24 protein-coding genes and 1 tRNA gene are annotated in these 24099 nt (G+C 57.3%); 16 read left to right on the top strand and 9 right to left on the bottom strand.

What is annotated here, in order from left to right:
* Positions 1-22 precede the first annotated feature (22 nt).
* Entirely contained in the window at positions 23-616 is a 594-nt protein-coding gene (locus tag WKI41_RS20490; protein ID WP_340195279.1) for a LysE family translocator, read from the top strand.
* 31 nt (positions 617-647) lie between these two features.
* On the opposite strand, the gene WKI41_RS20485 is transcribed toward WKI41_RS20490, so the two are convergent.
* Entirely contained in the window at positions 648-1130 is a 483-nt protein-coding gene (locus WKI41_RS20485) for a DUF2269 family protein (protein WP_340195278.1), read from the bottom strand.
* An 8-nt stretch (positions 1131-1138) separates the two neighbouring features.
* Positions 1139-2419, bottom strand: a complete 1281-nt coding sequence (locus tag WKI41_RS20480; protein WP_340195277.1) for an SDR family oxidoreductase — start codon at positions 2417-2419, stop codon at positions 1139-1141.
* A 139-nt stretch (positions 2420-2558) separates the two neighbouring features.
* Between WKI41_RS20480 and WKI41_RS20475 the strand changes: the two genes are divergently transcribed.
* Positions 2559-3686 carry an ATP-dependent DNA helicase gene (locus tag WKI41_RS20475; RefSeq protein ID WP_340195276.1) on the top strand — a complete coding sequence of 376 codons (1128 nt, stop codon included), beginning with the start codon at positions 2559-2561 and terminating at the stop codon, positions 3684-3686.
* 15 nt (positions 3687-3701) lie between these two features.
* Here the strand turns inward: WKI41_RS20475 and WKI41_RS20470 are convergent, their stop codons facing one another.
* Positions 3702-4466 carry a MerR family transcriptional regulator gene (locus WKI41_RS20470; RefSeq protein WP_340195275.1) on the bottom strand — a complete coding sequence of 255 codons (765 nt, stop codon included), beginning with the start codon at positions 4464-4466 and terminating at the stop codon, positions 3702-3704.
* Between the two features lie 236 nt (positions 4467-4702).
* Here WKI41_RS20470 and WKI41_RS20465 point away from each other — a divergent pair, with 236 nt between their 5' ends.
* Both WKI41_RS20465 and WKI41_RS20460 read left to right on the top strand, forming a co-directional pair.
* Positions 4703-5458: a pyridoxine 5'-phosphate synthase gene (locus WKI41_RS20465; protein WP_340195274.1), complete on the top strand. Its 756-nt coding sequence runs from the start codon at positions 4703-4705 to the stop codon at positions 5456-5458.
* Positions 5459-5540: 82 nt separating this feature from the next.
* Positions 5541-6827, top strand: a complete 1287-nt coding sequence (locus tag WKI41_RS20460) for an NAD(P)/FAD-dependent oxidoreductase (RefSeq protein ID WP_340195273.1) — start codon at positions 5541-5543, stop codon at positions 6825-6827.
* A 63-nt stretch (positions 6828-6890) separates the two neighbouring features.
* Here the strand turns inward: WKI41_RS20460 and WKI41_RS20455 are convergent, their stop codons facing one another.
* Entirely contained in the window at positions 6891-7937 is a 1047-nt protein-coding gene (locus WKI41_RS20455) for an NAD(P)-dependent alcohol dehydrogenase (protein WP_340195272.1), read from the bottom strand.
* Positions 7938-8124: 187 nt separating this feature from the next.
* Between WKI41_RS20455 and WKI41_RS20450 the strand changes: the two genes are divergently transcribed.
* Positions 8125-9039, top strand: coding sequence for an AraC family transcriptional regulator (locus WKI41_RS20450; protein WP_340195271.1), 915 nt, complete (start codon positions 8125-8127; stop codon positions 9037-9039).
* A gap of 51 nt (positions 9040-9090) precedes the next feature.
* Here WKI41_RS20450 and WKI41_RS20445 read toward each other — a convergent pair whose 3' ends face one another.
* Positions 9091-9978: an SDR family oxidoreductase gene (locus tag WKI41_RS20445; RefSeq protein WP_340195498.1), complete on the bottom strand. Its 888-nt coding sequence runs from the start codon at positions 9976-9978 to the stop codon at positions 9091-9093.
* Between the two features lie 110 nt (positions 9979-10088).
* On the opposite strand from WKI41_RS20445, the gene WKI41_RS20440 reads away from it, so the two are divergent.
* The 3 genes from WKI41_RS20440 to ilvC all read left to right on the top strand — a co-directional run bounded on the left by WKI41_RS20440 (position 10089) and on the right by ilvC (position 12389).
* Entirely contained in the window at positions 10089-10517 is a 429-nt protein-coding gene (locus tag WKI41_RS20440; protein WP_340195270.1) for a winged helix-turn-helix transcriptional regulator, read from the top strand.
* Between the two features lie 155 nt (positions 10518-10672).
* Positions 10673-11326, top strand: a complete 654-nt coding sequence (locus WKI41_RS20435; protein ID WP_340195497.1) for a TetR/AcrR family transcriptional regulator — start codon at positions 10673-10675, stop codon at positions 11324-11326.
* A 43-nt stretch (positions 11327-11369) separates the two neighbouring features.
* Positions 11370-12389, top strand: a complete 1020-nt coding sequence (gene ilvC, locus WKI41_RS20430; RefSeq protein ID WP_296014809.1) for a ketol-acid reductoisomerase — start codon at positions 11370-11372, stop codon at positions 12387-12389.
* Positions 12390-12437: 48 nt separating this feature from the next.
* Here ilvC and WKI41_RS20425 read toward each other — a convergent pair whose 3' ends face one another.
* Positions 12438-13004, bottom strand: coding sequence for a hypothetical protein (locus WKI41_RS20425; protein WP_340195269.1), 567 nt, complete (start codon positions 13002-13004; stop codon positions 12438-12440).
* Between the two features lie 8 nt (positions 13005-13012).
* Positions 13013-13465: an RbsD/FucU family protein gene (locus tag WKI41_RS20420; RefSeq protein WP_340195268.1), complete on the bottom strand. Its 453-nt coding sequence runs from the start codon at positions 13463-13465 to the stop codon at positions 13013-13015.
* Between the two features lie 241 nt (positions 13466-13706).
* Between WKI41_RS20420 and WKI41_RS20415 the strand changes: the two genes are divergently transcribed.
* From WKI41_RS20415 to WKI41_RS20390, 6 genes are all read left to right on the top strand, one after another.
* On the top strand, positions 13707-14951 hold the full coding sequence (locus tag WKI41_RS20415) for a PLP-dependent aminotransferase family protein (RefSeq protein ID WP_340195267.1): 1245 nt from the start codon (positions 13707-13709) through the stop codon (positions 14949-14951).
* A gap of 155 nt (positions 14952-15106) precedes the next feature.
* Positions 15107-15940 (top strand): PhzF family phenazine biosynthesis isomerase, encoded by an 834-nt coding sequence (locus WKI41_RS20410; protein ID WP_340195266.1) that lies wholly within the window; start codon positions 15107-15109, stop codon positions 15938-15940.
* A gap of 89 nt (positions 15941-16029) precedes the next feature.
* Positions 16030-17016 carry an ABC transporter substrate-binding protein gene (locus WKI41_RS20405; protein WP_340195265.1) on the top strand — a complete coding sequence of 329 codons (987 nt, stop codon included), beginning with the start codon at positions 16030-16032 and terminating at the stop codon, positions 17014-17016.
* A 9-nt stretch (positions 17017-17025) separates the two neighbouring features.
* Positions 17026-18720 (top strand): ABC transporter permease, encoded by a 1695-nt coding sequence (locus tag WKI41_RS20400; protein ID WP_340195264.1) that lies wholly within the window; start codon positions 17026-17028, stop codon positions 18718-18720.
* Positions 18708-19736, top strand: coding sequence for an ABC transporter ATP-binding protein (locus WKI41_RS20395; RefSeq protein WP_340195263.1), 1029 nt, complete (start codon positions 18708-18710; stop codon positions 19734-19736). The genes WKI41_RS20400 and WKI41_RS20395 overlap by 13 nt, the downstream gene beginning before the upstream one ends.
* A gap of 61 nt (positions 19737-19797) precedes the next feature.
* Positions 19798-20907, top strand: coding sequence for an endonuclease/exonuclease/phosphatase family protein (locus WKI41_RS20390; RefSeq protein ID WP_340195262.1), 1110 nt, complete (start codon positions 19798-19800; stop codon positions 20905-20907).
* Between the two features lie 8 nt (positions 20908-20915).
* Here the strand turns inward: WKI41_RS20390 and WKI41_RS20385 are convergent, their stop codons facing one another.
* Both WKI41_RS20385 and WKI41_RS20380 read right to left on the bottom strand, forming a co-directional pair.
* Positions 20916-21521 carry a DUF4269 domain-containing protein gene (locus WKI41_RS20385; protein WP_340195261.1) on the bottom strand — a complete coding sequence of 202 codons (606 nt, stop codon included), beginning with the start codon at positions 21519-21521 and terminating at the stop codon, positions 20916-20918.
* Between the two features lie 51 nt (positions 21522-21572).
* Complete coding sequence (locus WKI41_RS20380) at positions 21573-21806, bottom strand: hypothetical protein (protein ID WP_340195260.1); 234 nt, start codon at positions 21804-21806, stop codon at positions 21573-21575.
* A gap of 227 nt (positions 21807-22033) precedes the next feature.
* On the opposite strand from WKI41_RS20380, the gene WKI41_RS20375 reads away from it, so the two are divergent.
* Together WKI41_RS20375 and WKI41_RS21770 are read left to right on the top strand one after the other, a co-directional pair.
* Positions 22034-22109 (top strand) — tRNA-Thr (locus WKI41_RS20375).
* A gap of 940 nt (positions 22110-23049) precedes the next feature.
* A complete protein-coding gene (locus WKI41_RS21770) occupies positions 23050-23181 on the top strand; it encodes a helix-turn-helix transcriptional regulator (protein ID WP_425341077.1) in 132 nt (43 codons plus the stop codon).
* Positions 23182-24099 lie beyond the last annotated feature (918 nt).

Genomic DNA, 24099 nt, shown 5'->3' with positions numbered 1-24099 from the left:
ATGAACCTTCAAGGGGACATTCATGACAATCGAGACTTTCATCGCGCTTCTGGTCTTCGCGTTCACCACGTCGATTACGCCTGGACCCAACAATATGATGCTGTTTGCATCGGGCGTGAATTTCGGCTTTCGCCGCACCATTCCGCACATGTTAGGGATCGGGGTGGGGTTCCTGTCGTTGCTGATTGGAGTGGGGCTTGGACTTGGCGCGCTGCTGCACTCGGTCCCCGTGCTATACACCGCGCTGAAATTTGCCGGAGGCGCCTATCTGGTCTGGATCGCCTGGAAGATCGGCACCTCCCGTAGTCTTGGTGACGGAAAGGCTGGCGCCGAGCCGATGACGTTTCTCGGTGCTGCCGCGTTCCAGTGGGTCAATCCGAAGGCGTGGGTGATGGCGGTCGCTGCCATGGCGACCTACACGGATGAAAACCAGTACACGCTGACGGTGATGCTTGTTGGTCTTGCCTTTGCCGCGGTCAACCTGCCGAGCGTTTCGACATGGGCGGGATTTGGCTCCGTGCTGCGCGAATGGCTGTCCGTTCCTGCGCGGTTGAAATGGTTCAACATCACGATGGCCGTATTGCTTGTGCTGAGCCTCTGGCCAATGTTGAAGTGAATGAACGTCCTGGTGGGTTCCGCTTGTCGCGCTAGCCGATCCCGAAAGTGATCTCAGGCTTTGTCAGCATCAGCCAGAGAATGGCGATAACCGCGAAGAAGGCGGGAAAGCCGCAGGCGAACCAGATGCGGTAAAGACGAAACCATTGCGGAGGAAGTGCTGATCGCTCTGCTGCCGCGGCTCTGGCGATGTCGCGCAGCCTGATCTGGATCCAGACGACGGGCAGCCAGAAAAGACCGACGAAGACGTAGAGAAGGAGCGAAAGCCAGACCCAGCCTTCAGTCAGTGGCCAGCCAATCAGGCGCGCCAGAAAGTAGCCGGTGATCGGCTGGAAGATGGCGGCTGTGGCGGTAAAGATCGTATCGGCAATCACCACCGTTCCTGCAACATGGGCAATCAGCGTCGGGTTCTCTGTACGACGCGCCAAGACCATGAAGAAGGCAATGCCGGCACCGGTTCCCAGCAGTACGGTCGCGCCGATCACGTGGGCGAGGCGGAGCAACTCTTCCAGCATCGCACCGCTTACCTTTCTTCCAGCGTCGCCAGGGCAACGAGAGTGAGAACGATCGATGGCAAGACTTTCACAAGCGGTCCGAGCGGGTCGAGCCAAAGTGAGGGTTCGAGAAGCGTTGCACCGAGAAGATAGGATGCCGTCACCAACACCATGCCCAGCATGGCCTTTCGCGAAAAGCGCCTGATGACGACGGCAATGCCGAGCGCGATGTCGAGTGCGCAGGTGGCAATTGTGAGCGCGGTCGCTCCAGTTTGTGGCAGGAAAGGCAGGAAGTGGCTTGCCGCGCCATCGATATTTGCCAGCGGAACGAGGCCTGACAGCAACCAGAAGAGCGACAGGGAGAGAATGATGATGGGTTTGAGGAGATAGAGGCGAGCGAACCAGAGATCCTGCACGGCGGATGGATGACGCGCCAACGTTTCGGCTGCCGTTGCAACCGAAAGCGTGTTTGTCTGCGCTTGCGTCGAAACGCCTTCCGACATCACCGCCATGGCCGTGGATCGAAGTGGCGAGCGCCAGCCCAGATAACCCGCGAGATCCGCCATCACGCTGACGGGCTTGGCGATCGCGGGTGAGAGCGAGACAAACCTTGCAGGAGGCAGTCCGAGCCATTGGCGATGCAGCGCGACGAGCTCTTTCAGCGTCACGGTCTCATCGGCTGCCAGATGCAGGTCGCTTGCCGGCGCGATGTGTCCGCTGACGGCGCGCGATACCGCAGAGGCGACATCATTGACCGAGACGACGCGAACCGGGCTCTCCGCGTGCGCGAGAGGAACGAAGCGGGGCAGACCGGCCAGAGCCCGAATGAGTGCTGTGCCGCCATGGGCGTTGCGGCCGATAACGAGGGCAGGGCGGAAGATGACGTGCGGCAAACCACTGGCGGCAAGCGCTTCGTCAGCGCCGCGCTTTGTCGCCAGAAACGGCAAGTTGGATGCAGTCCCCGAGGTTTGCGCAGAAATTTGAATGATAAGCCTGCCGCGCGCCAGAATACACGCTTCATAAAGCGCCAGCATCGCATCCAACTGCGTGGCGGAGAGATTGTCGGCTAGACCATCCTGAAGCGCGCCGGCGCAATTGACGATGACCTCATGGTCAGCCACCAGCTCAGTCCAACTGCTGGCATCTTTCATCCGCGCCAAGTCGCCATCGATCCAGTTGGCGAGAGGGAATTTCCGCCGGGCGGAAACAGTGTTGCGCGCGAGACCCGTGACCAAATGGCCGTCATTGTGCAGTCTGCGAAGAATGTCCGAGCCGATGAAGCCGCTTGCACCGAGAATCAATATCTTCATGCGTCTATCTAATCAAAAGTGACGTGGGATGCCATTACCTGCCTCCGCCCGTTGCGTTGTAGGGACGCGTCTGGGTGGAACATTCTTCTTTCGTTCTTTTTCTGTTGCGCTCACTGTTAGAATCCTGCGAAGAGGAAGCATGCAATTTTCTCCGCAACAGGATGAAGCCCTCAAGGCTGTTTCGCGCTGGTTGAAGGAAGGCCGTTCGCCGGTGTTCCGTCTCTTCGGCTATGCCGGTACGGGCAAGACCACGCTCGCCAAGCATTTTGCCGAGCATGTCGATGGAGAGGTACTGTTTGCCGCGTTCACCGGCAAAGCCGCCCAGGTTTTGCGCTCGCGTGGCGCGTCGAACGCCCGCACCATTCATTCGCTGATCTACCGGCCCCGTGGCGAAGAAGCCGTCGAGGACGAGGAAACCGGCAAGACCTCAATTGCGCCGATGTTCACCATCAATCGCCAAAGCCCGCTTGCCAAAGCAGCGCTCATCATCATCGATGAATGCTCAATGGTGGATGAGCAGCTAGGTAAGGACCTGATGAGCTTCGGCACGCCTGTTCTGGTGCTGGGCGATCCCGGGCAGTTGCCGCCGGTTTCAGGCGGTGGTTACTTCACCGAGCAGGAGCCGGATTATCTGCTGTCGGAAATCCATCGTCAGGCGAAGGACAACCCGATTATCCAGCTTGCCATGGATGTGCGAGAGGGACGCGAGATCATGCGCGGCGACTATGGGACCGCGCAGGTGATTTCCAAGTCGGAGGTCACCCAGTCGCTGGTGCTGGACGCGGATCAGGTTCTGGTCGGGACGAACCGCACGCGCAAGCGCTACAATCAGCGGCTTCGCGAGTTGAAAGGGTTTTCGGCAGAATATCCACAATCCGGCGACAAGCTGGTGTGCCTGCGCAACGACCCGGCAAAGGGCTTGCTCAACGGGTCCCTCTGGCAGGTGATGAGTTCGTCTCGGGAGACGGTCAAGCCGGGCATCAATCTGATGATCAGGCCGGAAGACGACGATATGGATCGCGGTGCGGCGAAGATCAAATTGCTGAAAGCCGCATTCGAAGAGACCGAAACGGAAATTCCGTGGTCAACGCGCAAGCGATACGATGAGTTCGATTACGGCTATGCGCTGACGGTGCACAAGGCGCAGGGTTCGCAATGGAACAATGTCGTGCTGTTTGATGAGAGCTACGCTTTTCGCGATACACGCGAGCGCTGGCTCTATACGGCCGTGACACGTGCGGCTGAAACGCTGACCATCGTCCGGTAGGATTTCTCAGGCTTATCAGTGCTGGATGATGCCCATCGTCAGCGCCTTAGCAACGACCTGAAATCGATTATTGACGCCGAACTTACCGAGAAGGTCTTCTTCCAGACCGCTCAGTTCATCGGCCGACATGCCAAGTGTGCGGCTCAGACGGGTCGATGAATATCCTTCCGCCATTAATTCGAGGCAGCTCTTTTCCTTGTCTGTCAGATCGACAACGACATCGTAAAGCGGCTCTGAATAGCTGTCGTCCGATACGTCCATAAGGTTGCTGATCTGGTCGATCTGGCGGTGAACGGTGGAAATCTCCAGTGTCAATTCGCGCTTTCGCGTTTCAAGCGCGCTCTGGAAAATATCGTCTGCTTCTTCCTGAGAGGAGGCGTGATCGAGCTTGTGCATGATGTCTTGAATGGCCGCAACCGCAACGCCGATATCGCGCAGCAGGTTGATGACCGCCATGCGGTGAACATCCTGGTGGGAATAAATGCGCATGAGGCCCATGCGGCGAGAGGAGAGGATCTTCTTTTCTTCGTAGAAATGCAGCGTCCTGTGCGTGACGCCAAAGAGATTGGCCATGTCTGCGATGACAACCGGCTCAGGTGGAAGTGAAGACGGTACCTTAACGTCGGGGAGAAAGCCTTTCGAGCTCTTCGATCCCAGCATTGCGGTTGTCTCGCTGCCCTTGCGCATGGACTTGTTGCTCCATGACCCGGTTTTAAGGACCACTGCCTCGTGGCCAACCTTGCCTGACACGATCATATCCGGGACAGCCAGATCTGGCATGGCCGCCGCACCCATTTCACTGACGAAAGCCGTATCCAAATCGATATTAGAATCTTCTAATGAAAATGATTGTGTCATCTGGGTCCCCGATCCTCAGGCCTAATGCGCTCGCCGCAGGATGGTTCCACTTAAATCGCAATTTTTTTTGGTAGCTTGCGTAATGACGCGATAATGACGAAATGGCGGGCAACAAACGCGCAACTTAATGTTCTTCATCATCAGAGCCGGGGAATGAAATGCCGACCAAACTGTCCGTCAATCTGAATGCGATTGCTATGCTGCGCAACAGGCGCGACTTGCCCTGGCCTGATGTTGCCGCGTTTGGACGTATCGCGCTGAAAGCGGGTGTCAGTGGGCTGACGGTTCATCCACGACCTGATCAGCGTCATATCCGCTTTTCCGACCTGCCGGTGCTGCGGGCATTGATCGACGACGAGTTTCCGCACGCAGAATTCAATATGGAAGGTTATCCGACCGAGGATTTTCTTCTTCTTTGCGAAGAGAACCAACCGGAGCAGGTGACACTGGTACCGGATGATCCATCCCAGGCAACCTCTGACCATGGTTGGGATGTCCGCGAGCATGGTGATTTTCTCAAGCAGGTCACATCACGTCTCAAATCACGCGGTATGCGCGTTTCGTTGTTCGCGGATGGCGATGCAGATCGTTCCGTCATGGAATTGGCAGCAGCGACGGGTGCTCAGCGCATCGAGCTTTACACCGGTCCCTATGGCGGCTGCTACGATGATCCAGCGGCGGCCCGAATCTGGGTTGAGAAACTCGGACAGACTGCTGACTTTGCTGCGGAATTTGGGCTTGGGGTCAATGCTGGCCATGATCTGACTGTGGACAATCTACCGGCTTTGGTGGCGCGTATTCCTCAGCTTTCGGAAGTGTCTATCGGCCATGGCCTTACTGCGGATGCTTTGGAATACGGTATGGCTGAAACCGTTCGGCGTTTTTGCAGGGCCTGCGGTCAGGCTATTTCATAACTCACGTCATTTTTTGCCCCTACAATGAAACCGCGTACAACCTGCGCGGTTTGATTTTCTGATTGTAATGAGGGCAAGTCCTATGCAGGAACATCATGTCGTCGTCGTTGGGGGAGGCTTCGGCGGCCTACAAACTGTACACGGCCTGAAGGGCGCGCCGACACGCATCACCCTGATTGACCGCCGCAACCATCACCTTTTTCAGCCGCTGCTTTATCAGGTGGCCACCACGGCACTTTCGACATCTGAGATCGCCTGGCCGATCCGCCATCTGTTTCGTGACAGGCCCGAAGTCTCGACTGTGCTTGCCGAAGTATCCGGCATCGACCGGACGACCCGCACCGTTCACCTGACCAATGGCGAGATCGTCTCCTTCGATACGCTGGTGCTTGCGACCGGTGCGCGCCACGCCTATTTCGGCAATGATGCCTGGGAAAAATATGCGCCCGGTCTCAAGACGCTGGAGGACGCGACCACCATTCGCAGGCGGCTACTACTCGCCTTCGAGCGCGCCGAGTTGGAGAAGACGGAGGCGGTCAAACAGGCCTATCTCACCTTCGTTGTGATAGGCGCCGGGCCGACGGGCGTGGAGATGGCGGGCATGATCGCCGATCTTGCCAAGAAGGTTCTTCCACCGGAGTTTCGCAACATCGATACGCGCACGACGCGGGTCGTTCTGGTGGAGGCAGGAAAGCGCGTGTTGCCTGCCTTTACCGAGGATCTCTCGGAATACAGCAAGCGAGCGCTGGAAAGACTTGGCGTGGAAGTCATGCTCGGCGCGCCCGTCACGGATTGCACTGAAGAGGGCGTGAAGATTGGCGACGACTTCATTCCGGCGCGCACGATTATCTGGGGGGCGGGGGTACATGCCTCTCCCGCCGCGCAATGGTTGAATGTCAAAGCGGACCGCGCAGGCCGCACCGAGGTGGGGCCTCATCTCCACATAGCCGAGGATCCGAACATCTTCGTCATCGGCGATACGGCATCGGTCCGCCAAGGAGAGGGCAAGACGGTCCCTGGCATTGCGCCAGCCGCCAAGCAGCAAGGTGACCATGTCGCCAAGGTGATCAAGGCGCGACTGACCGGAAAGGCGGGGCCTGATCCGTTCAAATATGTGCATCAGGGAAATCTGGCCACGATCGGCAAGCGGGCCGCCGTCATAGACTTCGGCAAGATCAAGCTGAAGGGAGTTATTGCCTGGTGGATATGGGGGATCGCCCATATCTACTTTCTTATCGGCACGCGCTCGAGACTCGCTGTGGCCTGGAGTTGGCTGTGGATTTATCTCAGCGGCCAGCATAGTGCGCGCCTGATTACCCAGCGTGATACGCTGAAGGACGAGACGCAGCCTGTCGGGAAGGCGCAGTAAAAAGAAGGGCGGACTTCGGTTAAAGCTCGCCCTTCTTTCTTCTTGGGTTTTATGCCCTTAAGTTCACGCGTCGAGTGTCGCCATGTCAATGACGAAGCGGTAGCGCACATCGCTCTTCAGCACGCGCTCATAGGCCTCGTTGACGTCCTTGATGTCGATCTTCTCGATCTCGGAGACGATGTTGTGTTGCCCGCAGAAATCCAGCATTTCCTGGGTTTCCTTGATTGAGCCAATCATCGAGCCGGAAAGGCTCTTGCGGCCTGGGATCAGCGAGAAGGCGTGGACGGGAATGGCGTTTTCAGGCGCGCCGACCACGACCATGGAGCCATTGACCTTGAGCATGCCGAGATAGGCGTTCCAGTCGATTTCTGCGGAGACGGTGCAGATGATGATGTCGAAGGTGCCGGCAAGCTTCTCGAAGGTGGAGGCATCGCTGGTGGCGTAGTAATCCTTCGCGCCGAGCTTCATGCCGTCTTCCTTCTTGGAAAGCGACTGCGAAAGCACGGTGATATCCGCGCCCATGGCGGCGCCGATCTTCACACCCATATGACCGAGACCGCCCATGCCGACGATGGCGACCTTCTTGCCGGGACCGGCATTCCAGTGCTTTAGCGGTGAGTAGAGGGTGATGCCGGCGCAAAGCAGCGGGGCAGAGGCGTCGAGTGGCAGGTTTTCCGGAATGGAAAGAACGTAGCCTTCCTTGACGACGATGTGGTCGGAGTAACCGCCCTGCGTCGCAGTCTTGCCGTCACGTTCGACCGAGTTGTAGGTCTGGACGAGGCCCGGCATGTATTGCTCATTATCGACGTCGCGGGTGGCGCAGCCAACGCAGCTATCGACGAAGCAGCCGACGCCGACATGGTCGCCAACCTTGAAGCGGGTGACCTTGGAGCCGACGGCCGTTACGATGCCAGCGATTTCGTGGCCGGGAACGATCGGGTACACGGCGTTCTTCCATTCATTGCGAACGGTGTGAATGTCCGAATGGCAGATGCCCGCATATTTGATGTCGATGACGACATCGTCTTCGTTCGGCTCACGACGTTCGAAGGTAAAGGGTGTGAGCGGCTTGGATGCGTCTGTTGCAGCATAACCTCTTGCAGTAGCCATCTGAAGTTCCTTTCAGCTGTGAAATGGGATGCATGATCATGCATCTGGAAAGCAAAAGAGCGTTAGAGCAATCCTCCAAGCTTCTTGCATAATTCTACAAAAGTGAGGCGCGCCCTCTTTGCGGCGACAGGAAGGCATTTTAGATATGTCTGAACGGAACTGCCGTTTGCCCTAAGGTTTTCGCCCCATGACGCTGCCCTTCAGCCCTTACCAGGAAATCGTCTCGATTGCTGCCCGTTACGCGCGAGGAGAAGGCGAGGTGACGACCGACATCGAGGCGTTAAGGCTCAGCAAGCGTTCAAGCCCGAGTGCGCCTTGCCACGGCAGTTACCATCCCTGTTTTGCCATGGTCATTCAGGGCGCCAAAAGCCTTCAGCTCGGCACCGACACCATCAACTACGGCGCGGGAGATTATCTCCTGACCTCCTTCGATCTGCCGGTGGCGTGGCGTGTGGTGGAGGCAAGCCACGAGGTGCCGCATTTTTGCATTTCGATTGCGATCAACAGTGAGAAGCTTCTCGACGTGATGAGCCGGGCGCAGATCGCCCGCCCGCCGACGACGGTCCCCAGCCAGCGTGGCATCGTGGTCAATGCGGCTACGCCTGAACTTCTTGACGCGACGACGCGGTTGTTGCGCTTGCTCGATCGTCCAGCCGACATCCCTGCCATGGCACCGCTGATCGAGCAGGAAATCCTCTACCGCATTCTCACTGGTCCTGCGGGTGGACAGTTGATGAACATCCTGGCGGCAGACAGCCATGGCAACCGGATTGCCCGTGCAATCGCGTGGCTTCGTGCGAATTACGCTCGCCCGATCCGCATCGAGGATGTCGCAGAACGGGTCGGCATGAGCGTCTCGTCCTTCCACCAGCATTTCAAAGCGGTCACGGCAATGACGCCGGTGCAGTATCAGAAGCAGTTGCGGCTGCATGAGGCGCGCCGTCTGATGCTGTTGGAGCGACTGGATGCCGGAACCGCTGGCCACAGGGTCGGCTATCAGAGCCCGTCGCAGTTCAGCCGGGAATATGCCCGTGTCTATGGCTTGTCGCCAGCGCGCGACGTGGAAGCCTCGCGCGAGAGCATGAGTACCGCAGCAGAGTGATCTGGCTTCCCATACCCCGGCTCTGCGCCGAGATATGGGCTGGTGAACGCATCAGCCGATCAATGCGGCCCTGTGGGCCTTGAAGAACTCTGCAGAGGTTTGTGGCTTCTTGCCGGTCAATGTTTCGTAGTCATTGGTCCGAATCTCGAAGTTACCGGCTGCGATATTGGCATCTGCCGAGGCCAGCATCTCGGCGACGAAAGCGGGAAGGCCCACACCTTCGATGCCCTTTCTCAGATCGTCAGGCGTGACTTTGACCGCCGTCAGTGGTTTGCCGGTTGCCTCCGAAACCAGTGCGGCAATCTGATCTGCATCGAGCAGTTCCGGTCCCGTCAGCGTGTAGGTCTTGTTTTCCGCCTTACCGTTTGCAAGAGCTGCCGCGGCTGCGCGGGCGCAGTCATCCCTGGAGATATTGGACACCTTGCCGTTGCCCGATGCCGTGTACCACTGACCACCTGCCAGATTATGCGGCATGCCGTGAAGGTAATTGTCCAGATACCAGGCATTGCGAATGATCGTGTAGGGCAAGCCACTTGCCTTGACCGCTTCTTCCGTTCCCAGATGATCCGGCGCGAAGGTGACGAGCGATTTGTCCGGATTTGGCATCGAAGTGTAGGCCAGATGCTTGACGCCGACTTTGGTCGCGGCGGCGACGGCTGCCTTGTGCTGATTCAAGCGCTGGCCTGGAACAGCGAGAGCGTCGGTGGAGATGATGAGCAGCGTGTTGATGCCTTCGAACGCCTTCTCGAGCGAGGCCGTGTCGTCAAAATCGGCTGCGCGCGTCTCGACGCCCTTTGCGGCAAGGCCTGCGAGTTTGGATGTATCGCGGCTCGCGGCGACAACATCGGAGGGCGGGACGTGATAGGTTTCCAAGAGATGACGGATGACGGCCTGGCCGAGATGGCCGGAGGCACCTGTCACGAGAATCTTGCTCATAATGTCTGTCCTTTGCTGGTCTCGAAAAGAGAGTAGCTCTAAAATAGGAATTGACTGACCCCTGTAAAGAAGGCAGTTCTTGCGCCCTACGTTACCAGAAGGGAACCACCGCCATGAGCGCGACAGTCTCACGCTTGAAACCGGCCGCAACCTCGGCTCCAGCCCAATCGTCGGCACCCCTGCCAGATTTTGCCAATCTCGATTTCGACAATTGCCCGGTGCGCGATCTGCTCAATCACATTGGCGGGAAATGGTCGACGCTGCTGTTGCAGGCGCTCGCTGAGCGCCCCTATCGTTTTGGTGAGTTGCGCCGCATGGTGCCCGATATCTCACAACGCATGCTCACTCAGACACTGCGCGACCTGCAGCGGGATGGCTATATTCATCGCGAGGTGTTTCCGACCAAGCCGCCAAGCGTCGAGTATAGCATGACGCCGCTAGGGCGGTCCCTCTATCTGCCACTGTCGCAGGTGATCAACTGGGCGCTGGACAATCATGATGCGGTGAAGCACGCAAGATCAGAGTTCGACGCTACCGCGTAAGTAATTGGAAACGTTTACGATTTCTCCAGACCTCATATTGCGGCGCGTCAATTCGCACACTTCGTCCAAAAATCCTCTTGACCCTGACTAGCGCTCCGCTTAAATGTCGCTCGAACCGTACCGTACGGTACATAATCGAGAGTGGAGTGGACAAGGTGGGGACCGATCCGATCACAGCGCAGGAATTTTCGCCGCGACAGAACGCCGTTCTGGAGCAGGCATTGCGTCTTCTGGTCGAGGGTGGAGAAAAAGCGCTGACGACCTCTGGTCTGGCACGCGCTGCCAACTGTTCTAAGGAAAGCCTCTACAAGTGGTTCGGCGATCGCGATGGTCTGCTGGCAGCGATGATCAGCTTCCAGCAGAGCAAGGTCCGAACCTTCGAGAAGGCGGGCGATCGCGTTACGGCGCCGCAACTCGTCGATCATCTTGAAGTCTTTGCCCATGATCTGCTCGACGTTTTGGCAGGCGATGTGTCGCTGGCGTTGAACCGTCTTGCCATCGGGCAGGCGAGCCGTGAAGGCTCCAAACTCGGCAATCTTCTGCTGGAGCGCGGGCGTCGCCAGATCGACAAGCGTGCTCGTGGTCTGATCGAGGCTGGTCGCCGTTGCGGTTACCTGCGCTTTGACGACCTGGAGGACGCCTATCGCAGTTTTTACGGCCTGATCGTTACCGATCTGCATGTGCGCATGCTGCTCGGCGAAGCGCAGGCCAAGGATTTTTCCGCCCGGGCGCGCAAGGCGGTTGCCGCCTTCCTGACGCTTTACGGGACGGAAAAGGTACATTCGGAAAAGGGCGGCAAAGCCGCCTGAGTTCCGGTCAATCATCTGGTTTTGAATAGGGAAGGACCAAGAAATGCGCGTTTACTACGATCGTGATGCCGATCTCAATCTCATCAAGGCGAAGAATGTCGCCATCGTCGGTTATGGTTCGCAGGGCCGGGCGCATGCGCTGAACCTGAAGGACAGCGGCTCCAACAACGTCGTCATTGCCCTGAAGGCCGGTTCGCCGACCATCAAGAAGGCAGAAGCCGACGGCTTCAAGGTCATGACGGTTGCCGAAGCTGCCAAGTGGGCCGACCTGTTGATGATGGCAACGCCTGACGAACTTCAGGCCGACATCTACAAGGCTGAAATTGCCGGCAACATCCGCGACGGCGCTGCCATCGCATTTGCCCACGGCCTCAACGTTCACTTTGGCCTCATCGAGCCGAAGGCTTCGCTCGACGTCGTCATGATCGCACCGAAGGGCCCAGGCCACACGGTTCGCGGCGAATACCAGAAGGGCGGCGGCGTGCCTTGCCTCGTTGCCGTTCACCAGAACGCTTCCGGCAATGCTCTTGAACTTGCACTCTCCTACGCTTGTGGCGTTGGCGGCGGCCGCTCCGGCATCATCGAAACCAACTTCAAGGAAGAGTGCGAAACCGACCTCTTCGGCGAACAGGTCGTTCTGTGCGGCGGTCTCGTCGAACTGATCCGCGCCGGTTTCGAAACGCTGGTCGAAGGCGGTTATGCGCCTGAAATGGCTTACTTCGAGTGCCTGCACGAAGTGAAGCTGATCGTCGACCTGATCTATGAAGGCGGCATCGCCAACATGAACTACTCGATCTCCAACACGGCCGAGTGGGGCGAGTACGTCACCGGTCCGCGCATCATTACCGCAGAAACCAAGGCTGAGATGAAGCGCGTTCTGCACGACATCCAGACCGGCAAGTTCACCTCCGACTGGATGCAGGAATACCGTTCGGGTGCAGCCCGCTTCAAGGGTATCCGCCGCATGAACGACGTTCACCAGATCGAAGAAGTCGGCGCCAAGCTGCGCGGCATGATGCCTTGGATCGGCAAGAACAAGCTGGTCGACAAGGCTGTCAACTAAGTTACACCACTATTAAAGTTAGAAGGCCGGAGCAAAAGCTCCGGCCTTCTACATTTCGTATGACGATCCCAGATATACGCCTTCAATGCTGTCGGAAACGCTTTCAATATAGTTATTGATGGCGCTCAGCAGGTCTATCAAAGAAAAATACTTCCGTTCAAATTTATCAGATTTGATCGATATCGCCGTGTCTATTTCTTCTTTCGTATCGAGCCACTTAATCAAGTCGATCTCACCCACGGCGTAGTTCATGGTTCCAAGGTCTTTGAAGACCTTCATCTCGTTTCCATGAATGATATTTCCAATTATGTTCCAAGCACTGTTTGATCGGGTGCCGCCCTGAGATTTTGCAACATCGTCTGAAATGGAAACAGTCCGCGATTTCAACTCCGACACGGTGTTTGTAATCTCCGCGAATCTACGAGTAGAAATACACAGGATTAACAAATCCTTCCTGCAAAGATTCTCAGCAATATTGTAATATTCTCCATAACCTAAGGCTTTCAGGCTTCTGGAGGTCGCATAGGAAGCCAACCGACTTATTGATTCAATAGTGTCGGCATAGGCATGCTTACAAAGGTCTCTGTCCACTCTAGGGACGGATTTCCCGGTCATCGCTTTTGTCACGTCGCTGGGTAAATAACGCCCTTGGTCAGAATGAAGCAGCCGTAGAAACGCAGCTCACCGGTGGTGATGATGCAGTAGGCTTCCTTGGCCTTTTCATAAAAGGCGAAACGTTCGATCCCATACATGGGTGCCGACTTGCCTTCGGCGGCATCGATTTCCGCCTGAACTTCTTGTTGGACCGGCTCTATCTGATCCGGTGCGCCCATGACTTCCATTCGGCCGACGGAAGGCTGCAGCGGCGTGTCGAGCGGGAAGACCGAGAGGATGGCCTTGATCGCCTGGGCGGAGGTGAGGTTTTCCATGCGCAGCACCTGGCCGACGGCGGTGTGCTGGGCAATGCTGTCCGAAGGGAAGTTGGTGTCGGTTACGACGAGCGTGTCGGCGTGGCCCATGGCGCGCAAAGCGTGCAGGACGTCGGCGTTCAGCGCGGGGTGGATATTCTTGAGCATTTTGTCTCCTCCGGACAGCAAATCAGTTGGGCCGCAATCCACCCGGAAAATCTCGGCTCGTCAATCCATCGCCAAGCAGATTGTGAAGTGTTTGAAGAGATTGTATTGGATGTCGACACATCGGGAGCGGACGCAAAAAATCTTCAAAAACCGTACCGGAAACTGATAAGTCAGTATTGCTGACCTATCGATGTTTCTGTACTCATTTGCGTCATAAAACGAAATATGAGGAAACAGACCCATGCTTGATTGGGAACAAATCTTCGCCACGCGTTCATCGCGGATGAAAGCATCTGAAATCCGTGAGCTTCTGAAGCTCTTGGATCAGCCGGATATCATTTCCTTTGCAGGCGGCATTCCCGATCCGGCGCTGTTTCCCGATGCTGACTTCAAGCAAGCCTACTCGGATATATTCTCCGGTTCCCAGGTGAATTCAGCGCTGCAATATTCGGTGAGCGAAGGCTACAAGCCGCTGCGCGAATGGATCGTCAAGGACATGGCAAAGATCGGCATCGACTGCTCGGTCGATAACGTCTTCATCACGTCCGGTTCGCAGCAGGCGTTGGATTATCTCGGCAAGCTGTTCCTGTCGCCGAACGATACAGCACTCGTCACATGGCCGACCTATCTTGGTGCGCTGTCTGCGTTCAACGCCTATGAGCCGAACTACGACCAGCTCAACCCCGGCGGCAATCGCACGCCTGAGACCTATCGCGACAACGCGACCAAGGCGGGTGGTTCGGTCAAGTTCGCCTATCTATCTGCCGATTTCTCCAACCCGACCGGTGAGACCGTCGATCTTGCAGGCCGCAAGAAGCTTTTGGAACTGGCCGATGAGCTCGATATTGCGGTCATCGAGGATGGCGCCTATCAGAATCTGCGTTTCGATGGCGAGCCAGTCACGCCGATCCTGGCGCTCGACATCGAGCGCAAGGGCGGTATCGAAAAGACCCGCACTATCTATTCCGGCAGCTTCTCCAAGACGCTGGCGCCAGGTCTTCGCGTCGGTTTCGTGGTTGCTGCCATGCCCGTCATCCGCAAGCTGGTGCTGATGAAGCAGGCGGCGGATCTGCATTCCTCGACGATCAACCAGATGGCGATCGAGCATGTCGCATCGCGCGGCTTCGACAACCAGGTCGCCAAGATCAAGGCGGCCTATAGTGCGCGCCGCGATGCCATGCTGACTGCGCTCGACAACTACATGCCGAAGACGGCGCGCTGGACGAAGCCGGAAGGCGGCATGTTCATCTGGGTAACGCTGCCGGAAGGTCTCGATGGCGCGGAGCTTCTGGCGCAATCGCTTGCCAGCGAGCGCGTCGCTTTCGTTCCGGGCAAGGCTTTCTTCGCCGATGGTTCGGGCAGCAATACGTTGCGCATCAGCTTCTCATGCGCCAATGAGCAGATGATCGATGAGGGCATCAAGCGTCTCGGCCGTCTGATTGCCAATGCCGAGACCTCGACCAAGGCGACGATGCCGATCGTGTGAGGCAAGGGGCGGGTTTGTTCCGCCCTTAAACCGACGAGCCTCTGCTGGCCGACTTGAAGAGCGGCCAGCATCAGAGGTGATGCTTTGCTCCGTCATCCCGCGATGTTGCGACGCTTCGCACAGACACAACGCCTCCCAATCGAAGGATATGCGCCATGGCGAGAACCTACCCCTTCCATCAGGTCGATGTCTTTTCCGCCGAGCCTCTGAAGGGCAACCCGCTTGCAGTGGTTTGCGACGCGGATGACTGGTCCGATGAGGAGATGGCGGCTTTTGCCAACTGGACCAACCTCAGTGAGGCCACGTTCCTGATGAAGCCGACAGTGGCTGGCGCGGAATATCGGGTGCGAATCTTCACCCCGAAAGGAGAGCTGCCTTTCGCCGGTCATCCGACACTTGGCACGTGCCATGTCTTTCTCTCGCATTCCGGTCAGAGCGGCAAAGGCGAAATCGTCCAGCAGTGCGAGGCCGGTCTGATCAAGATCAGGATAACGGGTGAGAGACTGGCTTTTGCCGCGCCGCCATTGCGCAAGTTCGGACCGGTCGACCCGACCTCTGTTTCGCAGGTCGCGGCGGCACTGGCGCTGGCACCAGAGGTGATCCTGGATGCAAGCTGGACGGATAATGGTCCGGGTTGGGTATCGCTGCTTCTCAGAAGCCGTGCAGATGTTATCGGCATCGAGCCGGACTTCGTCGCGCTCGGCGGGTTCAAGGTGGGCGTGGTTGCGCAATGCCAGCCGGAAGATGGGATCGATGCCGATTTCGAAGTTCGCGCTTTCTTCGAAGGTGGCGAAGACCCCGTGACTGGCAGCCTCAACGCTGGCGTTGCGCAGTGGCTCATCGGTGCTGGCTTGGCTCCGGAGCGCTATGTCGCCAGCCAGGGCACGGTTCTTGGCCGGGCAGGGCGTGTCAGCGTTGACAAGATCGGTGACGATATCTGGATCGGCGGGCAGGTAACAACGTTGATCGAGGGAAAGATCACGCTTTAACGGAGAATGTGACAGACAAATCCTGTCTGTCACATACATGTTATGCAGGTATGTTTTAGCGGTCCCAATTCTAAACAGGGACTGGGTTCATGAAAACGCTTCTTTCCGCCTTCACCGCCATCGTGTCGCTCGGCTTTTTGATGAGCGCCGCGAATGCCGCAGATCTGGTGCTTTACACCAGCCAGCCGAATGAAGACGCCCAAGCGACCGTCGACGGCTTCAAAGCTGCCAACCCCGGCATCGAGGTCGAATGGGTCCGTGACGGAACGCCAAAGATCATGGCTAAGCTGATGGCCGAGATCGAGGCGGGCAATCTGGTTGCCGACGTTCTTTTGATTGCCGATACGGTGACGCTGGAACGCATGAAGCAGGCCGGTCAGCTGATGGCCTACAAGTCGCCGGAGGCTGCCCATTACGATGCCACGCTTTATGATGCGGATGGCTACTACTATTCCACAAAGCTCATCACCACCGGCATCATGTACAATACGCAAGCTGCGATGAAGCCGACGAGCTGGAAGGACCTGGAAAAGCCGGAGGCTAAGGGGCTGGTGACCATGCCAAGCCCGTTGACCTCGGGCGCAGCACTCATCCACGCGCAGACGATTGCCGCTGTTCCAAGCCTCGGCTGGGATTACTACAAGGCGCTGAAGGACAACGGTGCGATTGCCGCCGGTGGTAACGGTGCTGTGCTGAAATCCGTCGCTTCCGGTGAGAAGGCTTATGGCGTGGTTGTCGATTACATGCCGATCCGCGAGAAGGCCAAGGGCGCTCCGGTCGAGTTCGTCTTCCCGACAGAAGGCGTGTCCGCCGTCACCGAGCCAGTCGGCATTCTGGCTCACACCAAGCATGCCGATGCCGCCAAGAAATTCGTGGACTATGTGCTTTCGACGCAAGGTCAGGAAGGCTTCGTCAAGCTTGGTTATATTCCGGCGCGCAACGATGTTGCCCTGCCGGCGGGCATCCCGCAGCGCGACCAGATCAAGGTGCTGCCACTGAACCCGGCTGAGGCGCTGAAGAATTCCGAAAAGGACCTCAAGACCTTCTCCGATATCTTTGGCGGCTCCAAGGGCTGATTCCTCTTCATGCCAGCCTTTTCAACTCATGGAAGCAGCCAGCCGTGCTGGCTGTTTCCATTTGTCATTATCGTCGTCTTCATGCTCAGCGCTTTGCCGCTGGGACGGTTGGCCTATACCGGCATCCTTTCGTCACTAAAGGGTGACATATGGCCGCTTTTCAGCGATCCGGCACTGTGGCAGGCCGTGGCCAACACGCTCTCCACCTCGTTGTTCGGCATGCTGATCTCGCTTGCGATCGGCGGTGGTTTTGCGCTGACGCTGACGCTCTGCAATATTCGCGGCAAGTCGATTTTAAGCTTCCTCTTCATGCTGCCGATGATGATCCCGCCGCAGGTGACGGCGCTTTCCTGGATCGGCATGACCGGACCGTCCAGCACGTTGTTGAAGGCCATTGGGATGGCGCCGGCCCTCGGCTCTGCCCAGCCGCTTTATTCGATCTTCGGGATTTCGCTGCTTCTCGGCGTCCAGCATGCGCCGCTCGTCTATCTCTCGTTGCGTTCAGGGCTGTTGGCGCTGCCGCAGGATGGAATCGAGGCGGCGAAGCTTTCGGGTGCATCGTCCTGGCAGGTGCTGAAGGATATCATCCTGCCGCTCTCCATGCCGGGGCTGATTGCGGGCGCAGCCATCGCTTTCGTTTCTGGCGTCGGCAATTTCGGCATTCCCGCCATCCTCGGCATACCGGCCTCCATCTTCACCTTGCCGACGCTGATCTACAGCCGCTTCTCCAGCTTCGGCAGCAGCACCTTTGGCGACATTGCGATGCTGTCGGGCATGATTGCCATCATCTCCGTCCTCGGCCTTGCCATTCAGGAACGGGCAATGAAGGGGCGGGACTATCGCATCATCGGTCTGTCCGGCAGGGCAGCGACCTTCCAGCTCGGCGGCTGGCGCTTGATCGTTGAAGCGCTCCTCTGGCTCGCCATCCTCGTTATCCTCGTCGCACCATTGGCGGCGCTGGTGGCAAGCTCGCTAGCGCCCGCTTATGGCGTGCCGCTGACGTTGAAGACGGCGACGATCCATGCCTATCAGGAAATCCTGTTTCGTCAGTCGGGGACGCGCACGGCTTTCGTCAACTCGCTGTTTCTCGCGACGGCCACATCCATATGTCTCCTTCTGGTGACTGTGCTGACCGCTTATTTTCTTGTGATGGGCAAAAGCCGGTTTATGTTCCTGCTGTCGGCGCTGGTCGATGTTCCCTATGCGCTGCCCGGCGTGGTGATTTCCGTCTCCTATGTGTTGCTCTTTGCTGCACCCATCCCGCTTGTCGGCATCACGCTTTACGGCACGCTGTGGATCATTCTGCTTGCCTATTTCTCCTCCTTCTTCGCCGTCAGCCTGAAACCGATGGTCAGCGCCTTTACCCAGTTCGATCCCGTTCTGGAGGAAGCCGCGCGGCTTTCCGGTGCCGGCTTCTGGCGAAGGATGAAGGATATCATTCTGCCACTTGTCGGTCCCGCCGCGGGTGCCTCCGTCATTCTCGTCTTTCTGATTGCCTGCAATGAACTGACGGTCTCTGCGTTGCTCTGGTCGGCAGGCACCCAGACGCTCGGTGTGGTGATCTATAATCTCGATGATAGCGGCAGCTTTGATCTCGCCTCGGCACTCTCCGTTCTGGTGGTGGCGATGGTGATCGTGCTGATGCTGCTGCTCGAACTGCTCGGCCGCCAGCTGCCGAAGGGAGTGGTGCCTTGGCGAAACTGATCCTCAATCGCCTCTCGAAGAGCTTCGGCGGCGGCAAGCCCGCCGTCAACGATGTGTCGATGACGATCCGCGAAGGCGGTTTTCTCGCTCTGCTCGGCCCGTCCGGCTGCGGCAAGACCACGGTGTTGCGGATGATCGCCGGCTTCGAGCGGCCAAGCGACGGCGCAATTCTGCTTGGCGAAAGGGTGCTGGCCGATGCCGGCAGCATGGTGCCACCGGAACGGCGCAATATGGCGATGGTCTTTCAGTCCTACGCGCTCTGGCCGCATATGACGGTGGTGGAGAATACAGGTTATCCGCTGAAGGTGCGAGGCATTACCGGTGAGCGCTATCGCCGCAAGGTGATGGATGCGCTAGCAACCGTGCGCCTCGATGCCTATGCAGATCGTCGCCCGTCGGAGCTTTCAGGCGGACAGCGTCAGCGTGTGGCGCTTGCGCGCTGCCTCGTCACCGAGCCGGATGTGGTGCTTCTGGACGAGCCACTTGCCAATCTCGACCGGCATCTGCGCCAGGAGATGGAAGAGACCTTTCGCGAGTTCCACGCCACCTCTGGTGCTACGATGGTCTATGTGACGCATGATCAGGCCGAAGCCATGGCGCTCGCCACTGATGTGGCGGTGATGTCGGAAGGAAGGCTGTTGCAGATGGCACCGCCTGCAGAGCTTTATGCACGACCGGAAGGACGGCTGGTCGGGTCGCTTGTCGGGCAGGGCGCTATTGTCTCACTCCATCTCAACGAGACCGCGGCGCGGGCGCTGACCTGGGATGTGTTGAAACCAGCCTTGCAGGCCCAAGTACCGACGTCCCTATCAAGTGACATTCTGGTTCGCCCGCAGGATGTGTTGCAGGATGCCGAGGGCATTGCCTGCCGGGTCAGCAATATTCTCTATGAAGGCGAGAGATACGCCCTGCGCCTGACGCTGCCAGATGGGCAGGTGCTGCGTGCTTACTCTCGGGAGCCGGCAGCGCTTGGGGCGACCTATCCCGTTATCATCCGCTCGGCGTGGCGGTTGTAACGCCGGCGACTTGGCTTCCCATCGAAACCGGCTAAGCTGGGTGTTCATATGGGAATGATTCATGTCGCTTCGGCTTGCCACCTTCAATATCGAAAACCTGATGACCCGCTTCGATTTTACCGGGTTTCGTAATCAGACCCGACGCGACCGCGCCATGCAGCTCTTCGATGTGCGCGACGAGGCGACCTACAATGCGCTGGAAAGTGCGCGCATGCTAGCGTCGACGGATGACATGCGCCAGCTTTCCGCACTCGCCATTGCCGATGCGGATGCCGATATCCTTTGCCTGCAGGAAGTCGACAACATGGCCGCCTTGCAGGCCTTCGAATATGGCTATCTGTATCGTATGGTCGGCAATGGCTATCGGCACAAGTATCTGGTGGAAGGAAATGATAGCCGAGGGATCGATGTGGCTGTCGTCATGCGCGATGAAACACGCGATGGCGAGAAGATCGAGCTTATCGATATTCGCAGCCATGCAGCGAAAACCTATCGCGATTTCGATCTCTTCAATGACGAACTGGCGCTCACCAACGCCATAGACGACAAGATCTTCAAGCGTGACTGCCTGGAGCTTGACCTGAAGATCGGCGGAAAGCCTTTCTCGCTCTTCGTCACCCATCTGAAATCGATGAGCAATGCCCGCGAATCGACCGATGCGAGGCTTGGCACCATGCCTGTGCGCGAGGCGGAGGTGCGCGGCATTCGCCGCATTATCGAGGACCGCTTCGGCGTCGATCAGGCGCGGCAGGCCAACTTCGCCATCTGTGGCGATATGAATGATTATCAGGAGCGGATCGTCATCAAGGGCGACCGCCGAAGCGGCTACAGTTTCACGGCGGTGACGGAAGAGCGCAGCGCGCTGGATCTTCTCACGCGAGACAGCTTTGTCATAAACCCGATGCAACGCCGTGATGTGATGGATCGCTGGACGCTCTATCATTCCAGAGGGCCGCAGGAGCAGCATCTTTGCCAGTTGGACTATATCCTGCTGTCGCAAAGCCTTGCGCAGCGGAATGTCGAGCGCGTGCCGGAGATCATCCGCGCCGGGCAGCCCTTCCGTACAGTCTTTCCTCCCGGGCAGGAGGTGGAGCGTTATCCACGGACCGGCTGGGATCGCCCCAAGGCATCGGACCATTGCCCCGTGGTGATGACGCTGGATCTAGGGTAAGGTTGCAGTTAGGCTTCAGGCGAGGCTGCGTCGCAGCAGAAGCCAAGGCGAATAAGTTTTTGGCGAAGCTGATCGTCTGTTGCCTCACTCATTGATAGCAATCCTTTATACGGATCGCCTTCTTCCTGGAGCGCCGACCAGAATGCCGGCTCCGTCTTCAGGCCCTGCTGTCTAAACCGCATGATCGCCCTCTTGAATTCGTCTCCACCGAGCGAAAGCAGACGCTTTTCGATCTGGAAGTGACGCCAGCCGGTTTGTGTTGAGACCGGCTGAGGACTGGCGAAGATTTCGAAATCCCAACCATGAATGTGGAAGGTGACGATCACCGGACGATCTTTCGAGATCCACTGCCATATGCGCAGGCTGTCCATTGCGCCATAGAGACGCTGTATGTCGTTCAGAAAGGCACCCGCATCCGGCGCGTGGCAAAGAATATCAATGTCGCTCTTGTCGGTCTCGAGCCCAAGAGGTGGTGTGCCAGCAATCCTTGGATCATAAGCGGACAAGGCGTCCAAGACGCCCAGACGCGCCACCGCGATTCCGAAATGAGGTCTTGTGATGGGCATCATTTCCGCTTGCGTCGCTGAGAGGATAGCCACGCCGACCGGCAGCATCAAGCGCGCTGCTTTCTAAAAGCGTGACGCGTGGAAACGGAAAGCGGCGTTTTACGCGCCTTCAAACTTCACGGTCACGCCGCGCTGGCGGAAATAGGCCTGCATCAGCTTTCGACCGGAGCGGTTGTTGTGCGAAAGCTTGGCTGGGTCGAAAGTTGCTTCTTTCACACCTTCATGCTTCAAAGCAGCCTTCAGGTTGGCGATGTGAAGATCGAGGTCGGCATTGTCTGCGCGCAGCGATTCGTAAATGCGATCTGTCGCGTCTGCTACCGTCAATTCGCTCATCGTCATGCTCCTGTTTACACTGGCCACGCTTAGCGGCCCATTCTGTTCTGTCAGAGCCATACTTTCTCTGCCAACGCAAGCCTTTACCCGCCGAACTCGCAGGAGCGCTCTGTGCTCGGAGGAAGGTCGATCCCCATCATTTAAGCCTAGCGCGTTCGTTTTTGACAAAGCCAGCAAGTTTTTCCTTTACATGAGAAGGGAATCTGATAATTCGGCGGCACTGGATTGCCCTTGTAGCTCAGTTGGTAGAGCACCTGATTTGTAATCAGGGGGTCGCGGGTTCGAACCCTGCCGGGGGCACCAGTAAAATCAACCACTTGAGTGATGTTGATGAGACGCCCACCCGCTTCCGGGGCACAAGGGGGCAAACAAGCTGGCAAAGACCACCTTCCCAACACGTCTCGCCGAACAATTCCGATATGATGACGAGCAAGCTCGATCCATTATAGCGTTGCTTGCGCCTTCGAAAGATTGACTGGAGATGAACCGCGTCGAGATCGAGTTCAAGGGCTCTGACGAGATCCGTGTCCTAATGCTTTTTAACGAATCGCTGATCGCTTCTTGCACCACTCCCTTCTCACGCTTAGTCCAAAACCAAAGAAGGCCGAGAGGGATTACGTGGAACCGATGGACCGGCATCCCACTACGTTGCTCCAGCTTATCGCGGGCACTACCGGCTTTGATGGCACCATTGTCGACCGCTGTAATTTTCTCGAACGAGTTTCGACGAAGCGCGGCAAGCCTATGTCGGGCCACCAACACCGCGACATAGTCCGCAACTCTTCTTCCTCTCCAGTTGGTCGCGCGCATGCGTTTGAGTACCGATCTGGTTCCTACAAAGGACGAAGAGGTCGAGGATATTCAGTAATGCAGAGACACCTCCCCGGCTCTGCTACCTTTCAGATATCTTAACCGCATATCGGAGGGTCACAGGAAATGAGCCAACCGCCACGCTTCCTGGCTCGAAGGAAGGCCAACGGATGAAGCGAGGCATGGAACTGCTATTTTACCGCCGCTAATTCGGTGTTGAATGCCGACAGGCCAGGGCTTCTCAATCCAGAGAGTGCGCGCAAGGAAATTCAGACAATAAAACGCTTGTGGGAACAGAGGGTAAGCCTCGAGATGACTTACCTTGGTCCTGATTGGGCTAAACATTCCGAGCTGTTTCGGTAAGAAATAAATCGGTATTTTTCGCCCCTAGGCGCCCATTTTAGCATTCTGTCGCAAAAGACGGAGTGCCAAGATGGCCAATCGCGTTCTCGCTGGCGAAGAAGTAATTCAGAGGGCTGGCTTAAGCCGTCATACCTTTTACTCCGAAATTTCGGAAGGTCTTTTTCCCAAAGGCGCGCAGCTTACTGCACGTCGTGTGGGCTAACCCAAGACTGATGTTGATCGCTTGATCGAGAGCAAGATCGCAGCAGATGAAGGGGTGGCCGTATCATAGGCACCGACCACGAACACGAACACGAACACAGTGAAACCGTCAACCAAGCAGTGCAATGGCTGGCAGAGCAGAAGCCAGCGCAGACACCAATCACTCCAGCGATCCGTGAACGCTTTGGCATCAACGCTTGGGGCGTGCGAGGCAACGGCCTTGTCGAACAAGTACAAGGTTTGGCAGAGGGCGCACGAATGAGAAAATTCGCGTCAATTCCCCTTGGATGTGGCAGGCCGATTTGAAGCCCGTGCGGGGGATCCTGAGGCAATAGCCGTTTACTTTCACCTCACCATCAGCGGCCATGCGGACATGCCTGGGCCTTTACTAGGTGCCGATCGCCTACATTGCCCATGAGATCGAATGCTCTCAAGACTAGGATTCTAGCGCTTATTGAAGCGGATATTTCCTCGTATGACTTCAAGCACGAAGTCGCTTGGGTACATGACATGGCTTCTGACCGGATAGGGCCTCAACCTTTGGAGAAGGACAAGCGCGTGAAGGGCGTAGCGAACCAGCTTGAAATGCTGCCTATCTGCCCGATAACGCTCGGCGTTTATGCAAAGTAACGCATCACACTTCACCTTCACGAAGAACGAAATCTGGCTGATTTCGAGAGTGCGGCTGGCGACGTTGACAAAGCCCCTTCGAAGCAAGGAACAGGAGAAGGACCTAGAAACAGTAACAGGATCAGTTAGCTTAGGAACCGAAAAAACGCTCAGCCTGCTCGCTTTCAAATGGGAGAGCCTTGTCCAGTGACATCATTATTTGCAGAAGCGAAAACGTTCCTCCCCGATTTAGGCGCTCCTGAAAGTTGTCTGGATGAATGTGTCCGCTTGCTGATGGGGGGAAACTTCT

This window comes from Agrobacterium larrymoorei (genome assembly GCF_037722385.1).
Lineage (GTDB): Bacteria > Pseudomonadota > Alphaproteobacteria > Rhizobiales > Rhizobiaceae > Agrobacterium > Agrobacterium larrymoorei_C.
Note: the sequence above shows the minus strand (reverse complement) of the source record. Positions and strands in the feature narration are given on the sequence as shown.

Excerpts from the sequence above, each read along its gene's own strand:
- WKI41_RS20480 (WP_340195277.1), bottom strand. The coding sequence starts at position 2,419 with ATGAAGATATTGATTCTCGGTGCAAGCGGCTTCATCGGCTCGGACATT.
- ilvC (WP_296014809.1), top strand. The coding sequence starts at position 11,370 with ATGCGCGTTTACTACGATCGTGATGCCGATCTCAATCTCATCAAGGCG.
- WKI41_RS20460 (WP_340195273.1), top strand. The coding sequence starts at position 5,541 with ATGCAGGAACATCATGTCGTCGTCGTTGGGGGAGGCTTCGGCGGCCTA.
- WKI41_RS20485 (WP_340195278.1), bottom strand. The coding sequence starts at position 1,130 with ATGCTGGAAGAGTTGCTCCGCCTCGCCCACGTGATCGGCGCGACCGTA.
- WKI41_RS20475 (WP_340195276.1), top strand. The coding sequence starts at position 2,559 with ATGCAATTTTCTCCGCAACAGGATGAAGCCCTCAAGGCTGTTTCGCGC.
- WKI41_RS20465 (WP_340195274.1), top strand. The coding sequence starts at position 4,703 with ATGCCGACCAAACTGTCCGTCAATCTGAATGCGATTGCTATGCTGCGC.
- WKI41_RS20450 (WP_340195271.1), top strand. The coding sequence starts at position 8,125 with ATGACGCTGCCCTTCAGCCCTTACCAGGAAATCGTCTCGATTGCTGCC.
- WKI41_RS20400 (WP_340195264.1), top strand. The coding sequence starts at position 17,026 with ATGCCAGCCTTTTCAACTCATGGAAGCAGCCAGCCGTGCTGGCTGTTT.
- WKI41_RS20455 (WP_340195272.1), bottom strand. The coding sequence starts at position 7,937 with ATGGCTACTGCAAGAGGTTATGCTGCAACAGACGCATCCAAGCCGCTC.
- WKI41_RS20415 (WP_340195267.1), top strand. The coding sequence starts at position 13,707 with ATGCTTGATTGGGAACAAATCTTCGCCACGCGTTCATCGCGGATGAAA.
- WKI41_RS20390 (WP_340195262.1), top strand. The coding sequence starts at position 19,798 with ATGTCGCTTCGGCTTGCCACCTTCAATATCGAAAACCTGATGACCCGC.
- WKI41_RS20385 (WP_340195261.1), bottom strand. The coding sequence starts at position 21,521 with ATGCTGCCGGTCGGCGTGGCTATCCTCTCAGCGACGCAAGCGGAAATG.
- WKI41_RS20470 (WP_340195275.1), bottom strand. The coding sequence starts at position 4,466 with ATGCCAGATCTGGCTGTCCCGGATATGATCGTGTCAGGCAAGGTTGGC.
- WKI41_RS21770 (WP_425341077.1), top strand. The coding sequence starts at position 23,050 with ATGGCCAATCGCGTTCTCGCTGGCGAAGAAGTAATTCAGAGGGCTGGC.
- WKI41_RS20440 (WP_340195270.1), top strand. The coding sequence starts at position 10,089 with ATGAGCGCGACAGTCTCACGCTTGAAACCGGCCGCAACCTCGGCTCCA.
- WKI41_RS20405 (WP_340195265.1), top strand. The coding sequence starts at position 16,030 with ATGAAAACGCTTCTTTCCGCCTTCACCGCCATCGTGTCGCTCGGCTTT.
- WKI41_RS20380 (WP_340195260.1), bottom strand. The coding sequence starts at position 21,806 with ATGAGCGAATTGACGGTAGCAGACGCGACAGATCGCATTTACGAATCG.
- WKI41_RS20425 (WP_340195269.1), bottom strand. The coding sequence starts at position 13,004 with ATGACCGGGAAATCCGTCCCTAGAGTGGACAGAGACCTTTGTAAGCAT.
- WKI41_RS20410 (WP_340195266.1), top strand. The coding sequence starts at position 15,107 with ATGGCGAGAACCTACCCCTTCCATCAGGTCGATGTCTTTTCCGCCGAG.
- WKI41_RS20490 (WP_340195279.1), top strand. The coding sequence starts at position 23 with ATGACAATCGAGACTTTCATCGCGCTTCTGGTCTTCGCGTTCACCACG.
- WKI41_RS20420 (WP_340195268.1), bottom strand. The coding sequence starts at position 13,465 with ATGCTCAAGAATATCCACCCCGCGCTGAACGCCGACGTCCTGCACGCT.